The 7,621-nt window shown below is 60.0% G+C and carries 5 protein-coding genes; 4 read left to right on the top strand and 1 reads right to left on the bottom strand.

Annotated elements, in window-relative coordinates; genetic code table 11:
- Positions 1–236: 236 nt before the first annotated feature.
- Positions 237–863, top strand: a complete 627-nt coding sequence (locus V7756_RS13805; protein WP_335610767.1) for a hypothetical protein — start codon at positions 237–239, stop codon at positions 861–863.
- Positions 864–991: 128 nt separating this feature from the next.
- Here V7756_RS13805 and V7756_RS13800 read toward each other — a convergent pair whose 3' ends face one another.
- Positions 992–2,551, bottom strand: a complete 1,560-nt coding sequence (locus tag V7756_RS13800) for a methyl-accepting chemotaxis protein (protein WP_335610766.1) — start codon at positions 2,549–2,551, stop codon at positions 992–994.
- A gap of 179 nt (positions 2,552–2,730) precedes the next feature.
- Between V7756_RS13800 and acnA the strand changes: the two genes are divergently transcribed.
- The 3 genes from acnA (at position 2,731) to V7756_RS13785 (ending at position 7,562) form a co-directional block, all read left to right on the top strand.
- A complete protein-coding gene (acnA, locus tag V7756_RS13795) occupies positions 2,731–5,463 on the top strand; it encodes an aconitate hydratase AcnA (protein ID WP_335610765.1) in 2,733 nt (910 codons plus the stop codon).
- A 307-nt stretch (positions 5,464–5,770) separates the two neighbouring features.
- Positions 5,771–6,274 carry a GAF domain-containing protein gene (locus tag V7756_RS13790; RefSeq protein WP_335610764.1) on the top strand — a complete coding sequence of 168 codons (504 nt, stop codon included), beginning with the start codon at positions 5,771–5,773 and terminating at the stop codon, positions 6,272–6,274.
- Positions 6,204–7,562: a putative bifunctional diguanylate cyclase/phosphodiesterase gene (locus V7756_RS13785; protein WP_335610771.1), complete on the top strand. Its 1,359-nt coding sequence runs from the start codon at positions 6,204–6,206 to the stop codon at positions 7,560–7,562. The genes V7756_RS13790 and V7756_RS13785 overlap by 71 nt, the downstream gene beginning before the upstream one ends.
- Positions 7,563–7,621 lie beyond the last annotated feature (59 nt).

The raw sequence follows: 7,621 nt of genomic DNA, 5'->3' as shown, positions 1-7,621 counted from the left end.
ACCCTGACATTCTGGAGTGCCCATATAAAAACAAAGCCCCGGCTAAAGAGCCAGGGCTTTGTCAGCAGTCTGAGGCCGCCTTAGGGCGGCCTTTTGTATGTGTAAGATTTCTGCCGTTTAAAACGGGACCCAGTCTGCAATTGCGGGCTAGATGACCTGCGGCTGCGGACGTTCTGCGGTATACCGACCGCGTAGCGAAGCAGGGTGGCTTCGCAGTGATTTATCCCGGAGGCTGGATGAACAAATTATGCAGGGCGGCGCTGATCGCTGTACTTTTCTTGGCTGGCGGTTGTGTCACCAGCGAGCTTTACAAAACGCGCGAGTACACCGAGACCCTGGATGCGGTGATGGTGTCGGCGGATGAGCAATGGATGGTCGTGTTGACGCCAGATCATCATTATGTGTTTCCCCTGCCAGAGGTCGTACGCAAAACCTTTGCTGCTGAATTTCACGATCAGGTTAACGCCAGCTTTGAGGGTTTCAGCGTCAGCTCGATGCAACGGGTTTCAGGGCAATACCGGTTTTCTATCCGCCGGGCGCGCGAGGCTGATCGGTCTGCGGCCCTGGCCATTGGTTACCACGCTGAGGGTGATCGGCTGGTTTTTGAAGGCAGCGTTGACGGCACTCGCTATCCGGCGAATGGGCTGCGAGTGGATGAGTCCATGCAAACTCAGGCGTTGAACCGACCTTATCAAATTCGCGTAGAAGAGAGTCTGCGGCCGCATCTGCTGGGTTTGCGCACGCTCGTCACACCGCTTGCGGTTATGGCCGACGGTCTGCTGGTTATTTTTTCCGTTCCGCTGGTGGTGGTAGTTGGCACCGATATCGCTATCAATGGAGTACAGCCTTTCTACAAAAACTGAAGGTTGTGTCGATCTATTAGTGCGACGCTGAGCGGGTATAGCGCAGCCAGATTCCGCCCCTTGACTGCGGTGGTGGGGCGGGTATTGCTGGTCGAGAGGGCATTCGACCGCTTGAGCCCTGCGCACGCTCAGCGTCGGTTGAAACGTTCCACCAGGTTCACCTGTTGCTCGGCCGTGGCGCTCAGTTCGCCGCTGAGGTCGGCGCTGCGTTGCGCGTCCTGTGAGGTGCTGTCGGCCAGGCTGGCGATGTTGGTGACGTTGCGGTTGATCTCTTCGGCGACGTGGCTCTGTTCCTCGGCGGCGCTGGCGATCTGTCCGGCCATGTCGTTGATGCGCTCTATCGCCTGGCGTATCCCCTCGAGCGCCTCATCCGCGGCGATGACCTGTTCCACGCCACGTTCGGCTTGCTCGTTACCGACTCGCATGCTCTCTACAGTGCCCTGTGCGGCTTGCTGCAGGTTGGCTATCAGGCTATGAATCTGCTCGGTGGATTGCGCCGTGCGGCTGGCCAGCGCGCGTACCTCGTCGGCCACCACGGCAAAGCCGCGGCCCTGTTCGCCAGCGCGCGCGGCTTCGATGGCGGCGTTCAGTGCCAGCAGGTTGGTCTGCTCGGCAATGCCCTTGATCACATCGACTACTGTGCCGATTTCGCGCGCATCACTGGCCAGTTTGTTGGTGACGCCCGAAGCGGCATTGACCGCATTCAGCAGGCTCTCGATGGCGCCTCGCGCCTGGGCGGCGACTGTCTTGCCGTGCAGCGCCAGATCGCTGGCGTCGCGGGTGGCGGTGGCGGTGCTTTGCACGTTGCCCGAGACCTCTTGGGTGGCGGCGGCCATTTCGTTGATGGCGGCGGCTACCAGATCGGTTTCGTTGCGTTGCTGCGCCAGTCCGCTACTGCTCTGGGTGGCCAACTGGCTGGCTTCGACCGCCTGCCGTTTGAGTTGCTCGGCGCTGTCGGCAAGGCGTGTTAGACAGGTTTGCAGCCGCGCCTGTTGACTGTGGATGGCCATCTCGATCTGTCCCAGCGCACCTTGGTAGGGCGTGTACATCTGTGCCAGCAAGGGGTCGGTGATGCTGCTGTCGGCGACATTGATGATGCGGGACAGGCGTTGGTCAAATATGGCTTTCAATGCCAGGCCGGCGGGCAGGCCGATAGCTGCACCCAGAGCCACGCCGGACCAGCCCATGGCCGCGCCTGCGGCGGCGCCGACTGCCAGCATCAAGGCACTGGGTATCACGTGCAGCGCTACGCCGGACCAGTCTGCGCCAAAGGCTTTCTTGCCCTTGTTCAGGCGGGCATAGAGGGCTTCTGCGCGTTGCACCTGGCCGGCGGTGGTTTTGACCCGCACCGACTCATAACCCTGGATCTGCCCGCCTTCATAGATGGGAGTGACGAAGGCATTAACCCAGTAATGATCGCCGTTCTTGCAGCGGTTTTTTACGATGCCCATCCAGGCGTGACCCTTTTTCAGGTCGGCCCACATGTGCGCAAACACGGCGGAGGGGGTGTCTGGATGGCGCACCATGTTGTGGGGGCTGCCGATCAGTTCGGTGCGGTCAAAGCCGCTTACGTCTACGAAGGCGTCGTTGCAGTAGGTGATGATACCCTTGAGATTGGTGGTGGAGATCAGGCGTTGCTCTTCCGGAAAGGTGCGCTCGCGCTGAGTTGTTGGCTGATTATTGCGCATGGATGGCGTCCTTGGCTGCAGTAGTGGGAATGAATTCCCATCGAGTTGTCTATTCTTAGGATATCGGCAGCAACCGGAATGGCTGAATAGCCAGTTGCAGACGTGTTTGATCATCAGTACGGTGAAAAGTATAGCAACTAAAGTGCTGGCAATGAGCTAGCCACAAAGAGGATGTCTGAATGTCCGTAGCCAATAGCCTGAATACCCAAGCCTCGCTCGATGTCGAGGGCAAGACCTATGAGTACCATTCGTTGGCGAAAGCCGCGGAAAGGCTCAAGGGCATCGACAAGCTGCCCAAGTCGCTCAAGGTGCTGCTGGAAAATCTGCTGCGCAACGAGGATGGCGTGACCGTAACCCTGGATGATATTCAGGCGATGGCCGGGTGGCTGGATGAACGCAAGTCCGCCCGCGAGATCCAGTACCGCCCGGCGCGGGTGCTGATGCAGGATTTCACCGGGGTGCCGGCGGTGGTCGATCTGGCGGCGATGCGGGATGCCGTGGCCAGGGCGGGTGGCGACCCGCAGCAGATCAATCCGCTGTCACCCGTGGATCTGGTAATCGATCATTCGGTGATGGTGGACCGCTTTGCCAGCGAGCAGGCGTTCGAGCAGAACGTGGAGATCGAGATGCAGCGTAATGGCGAGCGTTACGCTTTTTTGCGCTGGGGTCAGACGGCTTTCAATAACTTCCGCGTGGTGCCGCCAGGCACGGGCATTTGCCACCAGGTAAACCTGGAATATCTGGCGCAGAGCGTGTGGGCCTCCGAGGTGGGCGGCAAGCTCTGGGCCTATCCCGATACTCTGGTAGGTACCGACTCGCACACTACCATGGTCAATGGTCTGGGCGTGCTGGGCTGGGGTGTGGGTGGTATCGAGGCAGAGGCGGCGATGCTCGGCCAGCCGGTATCGATGCTGATCCCCGAGGTAATCGGCTTCAAACTCACCGGCAAGCTGCGCGAAGGCATGACCGCCACCGATCTGGTGCTGACGGTCACGCAGATGCTGCGCAAGCGCGGCGTGGTGGGCAAGTTTGTCGAATTCTATGGCGACGGCCTGGCCGATCTGCCGCTGGCGGACCGTGCGACCATCGCCAATATGGCGCCGGAGTATGGCGCGACTTGCGGCTTCTTCCCGGTGGATGACGTGACCTTGCGCTACCTGCGCCTGAGCGGCCGGCCGGAAGAGGTGGTGGCGCGGGTTGAGGCTTACAGCAAGGCCCAGGGGCTGTGGCGTGACCCCGGTGATGAGCCGGCTTTCACCGATAGTCTGCATCTGGACATGTCCGAAGTAGTAGCCAGCCTGGCCGGGCCCAAGCGCCCGCAGGATCGCGTGGCGTTGCCCGATATTCCCCAGGCCTTTGATGACCTGCTGGCGCTGCAGGTGGCGCCGGCTGACCAGGAGCAGGCGCGGCTGGAAGGCGAGGGCGGCGGTGGTACGGCGGTGGGCGCACAGAACGCCCAGGCGACCATCACGGTCGACGGCAAGGAACATGTGATGAGCCACGGCGCGGTGGTGATTGCGGCTATTACCTCCTGCACCAACACCTCCAACCCGAGCGTGATGATGGCCGCCGGGCTGGTGGCCAAGAAGGCGGTGGAACTCGGGTTGGTACGCAAGCCCTGGGTCAAGTCTTCCCTGGCGCCGGGTTCCAAGGTGGTCACCGATTATCTGGACAAGGCCGGGCTGACGGATTATCTCGACCAGTTGGGTTTCAATCTGGTGGGTTACGGCTGCACCACCTGTATTGGCAACTCCGGCCCGCTGCCGGACGAGATTGCGCATGCGGTCAGCGAGAATGATCTGGTGGTCTCGGCGGTGCTGTCGGGTAACCGCAACTTTGAAGGGCGGGTACATCCGCAGGTGAAGGCCAACTGGCTGGCGTCGCCGCCGCTGGTGGTGGCCTATGCGTTGGCCGGTAACACCCGGCTGAATCTGGCGGAAGAACCGCTGGGTCTGGATGCCGACAACAACCCGGTATTTCTCAAGGACATCTGGCCGAGCAACGCCGAGATTGCCAAGGCGGTGGCGCTGGTGGAAGACGGTATGTTCCGGGCGCGCTATGCCGATGTATTCAGCGGCGACGAACACTGGCAGGCGATTGAGACCAGCGCAGGCAAAACCTATGCCTGGGATGACAACTCCACCTACGTGAAGAATCCGCCGTACTTCGATGATATCGACCAACCGCTCAAGCCCTTGCAGCCGGTCGATCAGGCGCGGGTGCTGGCGGTATTCGGTGACTCCATCACCACCGACCATATCTCGCCCGCCGGCAACATCAAGGCCAGCTCGCCGGCTGGTGAGTATCTGCAGAGCCTGGGCGTCAAGCCCGAGGACTTCAACTCCTACGGCTCACGGCGCGGTAACCACGAGGTGATGATGCGCGGCACCTTCGCCAACATCCGCATCCGTAACCGCATGCTGGGCGGTGAAGAGGGTGGTGAAACCATTCACACGCCCAGTGGCGAACGCATGTCGATCTACCACGCGGCCATGCGCTATCAGCAGGAAGGCACACCTCTGGTGGTGTTTGCCGGCAAGGAATACGGTACCGGCTCCAGCCGCGACTGGGCGGCGAAGGGCACCAATCTGCTGGGCGTGAAGGCGGTGATCGCCGAAAGCTTCGAGCGTATTCACCGCTCGAATCTGGTTGGTATGGGCGTATTGCCGCTGCAGTTCCAGGATGGCCAGAATGTGGGCAGCCTTGGGTTGGATGGGCACGAGCTGGTGGATATTCAGGGCATTGATGATGACCTCAAGCCCGACCAGACGCTCAAGGTAGTGGCTACGACCAGCAACGGCGACAAGGTCAACTTTGAGGTGCTCTGTCGAATCGACACCCGCAACGAAATCGACTACTTCAAGGCCGGCGGGATTCTGCATTACGTATTGCGTGATCTGATCGGTTCCTGATGCGCTGTAGCACCGCTGATCGAGCGCGCTGAACTGCCCGCGGTTCTGCTCGCGCTTGTTAATGAAAGGCCCTGGGTCCTACGCCCGGGGCTTTTTATTGCTTGTTGGCCGGACTGGTGACTGCGCTTCGATAAAGGGCTGAAACCGACACAATTTTTACGCAACGCGGCTGACCGGGAGTATGCTCGGTGAGTGGGGTATTTTCTTGTATGGGATTGGTAAAGGCGAGCGCGCTGAATGCGCGGCTACGTGGGTGCCTTTAGTCCTGCTATATCAATGGAATGCTGTTGTCGCATCGAGGATCAGGATGTTCTTAGAACATGCAGTTGGACCTTGCCCGGAGCTCGAAACCGAGCGGCAACGGCGAGTTGATGAGCTCTATCTCACCAGCCATGGCCAGGATCAGGCATTGGAAAAGCTGGTTGAGCTTACCGCCAGGTGCCTCAAGGCCCCAATCGCCTTTGTATCGATCCTGGATAATCAGCGCCAGTGGTTCCTGGCCCGCGTGGGCCTGGGGATCGAAGAGACGCCGCGCCATCAGTCCTTCTGCGTATATGCCGTTCCGCACCAGCCCCCGCTGCAGGTTACCGATGCCAGTACTGACCCGAGATTTCGCGATAATCCGCTGGTAACCGGCACGCCGGGCATTCGTTTTTATGCGGGCGCACCGCTGATTACAAATGACGGCCTGATGCTGGGGTCGCTGTGCATAATAGATACCAAGCCGCGTAGTGAACTGGATGAACGCCGAGCTGACCACCCTGGAGCAACTGGCCGATCTGGTGATGACGCGGATGACGGCGATGCGTGATCGAAGCTTTATCGATCCGGCCACCCGTTTGTTCAACAGTGTGCGGCTGAGTGACGACATCCTGCGTCTGCATGAGCGGGCGGCCCACAGCAATGTGATCCTCGTAGACGTGTTTGGAGTGCAGTATGTCGAGGATGTGGTAAAGGCGCTCGGGTACGGTTTTTTCAACGACATGCTGATTGAAACCACGCGCTCACTGCAGGAAATGCTGCCTCGCGGCACCAACCTCTACAAGGTGAGCCCCACACGCTTCGCGGTGCTACTGGAAGACAGCTCGCGTGAGACCTGTGAAACACTCAGCGGCCAGTTGCTGGAAAGGTTGAAGCTGCCCGTCCTGTGTCAGGGTATTCCGATTCAAACGCAGGCGGCGATTGGTTTGTTGCCGCTGCATCCAGGCGTGGCTGATCACGCCAGCTGGCTGCGTCTGAGCATCAGCGCCGCCGATTACGCCCTTGGCTTCAGCGAAAGGTGGGCCTGGTTCAAACCGGAGCTCGAAAGGGCGCATCAGCGTTCCTTTGCCTTGCTCGGTGGTATTGCCTCTGCGCTTTCGGCCGACGATCAGTTTCGCCTGGAATATCAGCCCAAACTGAGCATGGTGGATGACCGTTGTACGGGTGTGGAAGCTCTGTTGCGCTGGGAGCATCCAGAGCTGGGCAATGTTGGCCCGGCCGAGTTTATTCCGCTGGCGGAAAAGACCGCGCTGGTGCATGACCTGACCCTGTGGGTGCTGCATGAAGCGTTACGGCAGCTACAGGAATGGCGCTCACAGGGTCTGGATCTGGTGGTCTCAATCAATATTTCGGCCGGTGACCTGGAAACCCCAGTGTTTGCCGAGCAGCTACGGGAAAATATGCAACGCTTTGGCGTCGAGCCCGCAGCGCTTGAGCTGGAGTTTACCGAAAGCGTATTGATCAGCAATCCGCGTGCCGTCAGGGAGCAACTACTGCGCCTCAGGCAGGAAGGTATCCAGGTTGCCATCGATGACTTTGGTACAGGCTACAGCAACTGGTCATATCTGCGCGAAATACCGGCATCGGCGCTGAAGATCGACAAGTCCTTTGTGGATGGCCTGCAGCAACACAGTGTAAATCGGCGGCTGGTTACCACCATCATCGAGCTGGCGCACGAGCTGGGCTATCGGGTCATAGCCGAGGGGGTAGAAACCCAACAGGACTATGATTTGCTGTCGTCCTGGGGCTGCGATGAAGGGCAGGGTTACCTGATAGCCAAGCCGATGTCGCCGGAGGCTCTGGTCACCTGGCTTGCCGGCAGGGCACATCAGGCCTGAGCGGCTAACGGGTCGGCCATACACGGGTGCTGGTTGCGCGTCAGGTATTTGCCAGCGGG

The sequence above is a fragment of the Halopseudomonas sp. genome, assembly GCF_036961105.1.
In the GTDB taxonomy this organism is placed as follows: Bacteria; Pseudomonadota; Gammaproteobacteria; order Pseudomonadales; family Pseudomonadaceae; genus Halopseudomonas.
The sequence above is the reverse complement of the archived record's forward strand: the minus strand, read 5'-3'. Positions and strand labels throughout refer to the sequence as shown.

What these genes read in the sequence shown, in the direction of transcription:
- V7756_RS13785 (WP_335610771.1), top strand. Translation starts at nt 6,204, where the DNA reads ATGAACGCCGAGCTGACCACCCTGGAGCAACTGGCCGATCTGGTGATG.
- V7756_RS13790 (WP_335610764.1), top strand. Translation starts at nt 5,771, where the DNA reads ATGTTCTTAGAACATGCAGTTGGACCTTGCCCGGAGCTCGAAACCGAG.
- V7756_RS13805 (WP_335610767.1), top strand. Translation starts at nt 237, where the DNA reads ATGAACAAATTATGCAGGGCGGCGCTGATCGCTGTACTTTTCTTGGCT.
- V7756_RS13800 (WP_335610766.1), bottom strand. Translation starts at nt 2,551, where the DNA reads ATGCGCAATAATCAGCCAACAACTCAGCGCGAGCGCACCTTTCCGGAA.
- acnA (WP_335610765.1), top strand. Translation starts at nt 2,731, where the DNA reads ATGTCCGTAGCCAATAGCCTGAATACCCAAGCCTCGCTCGATGTCGAG.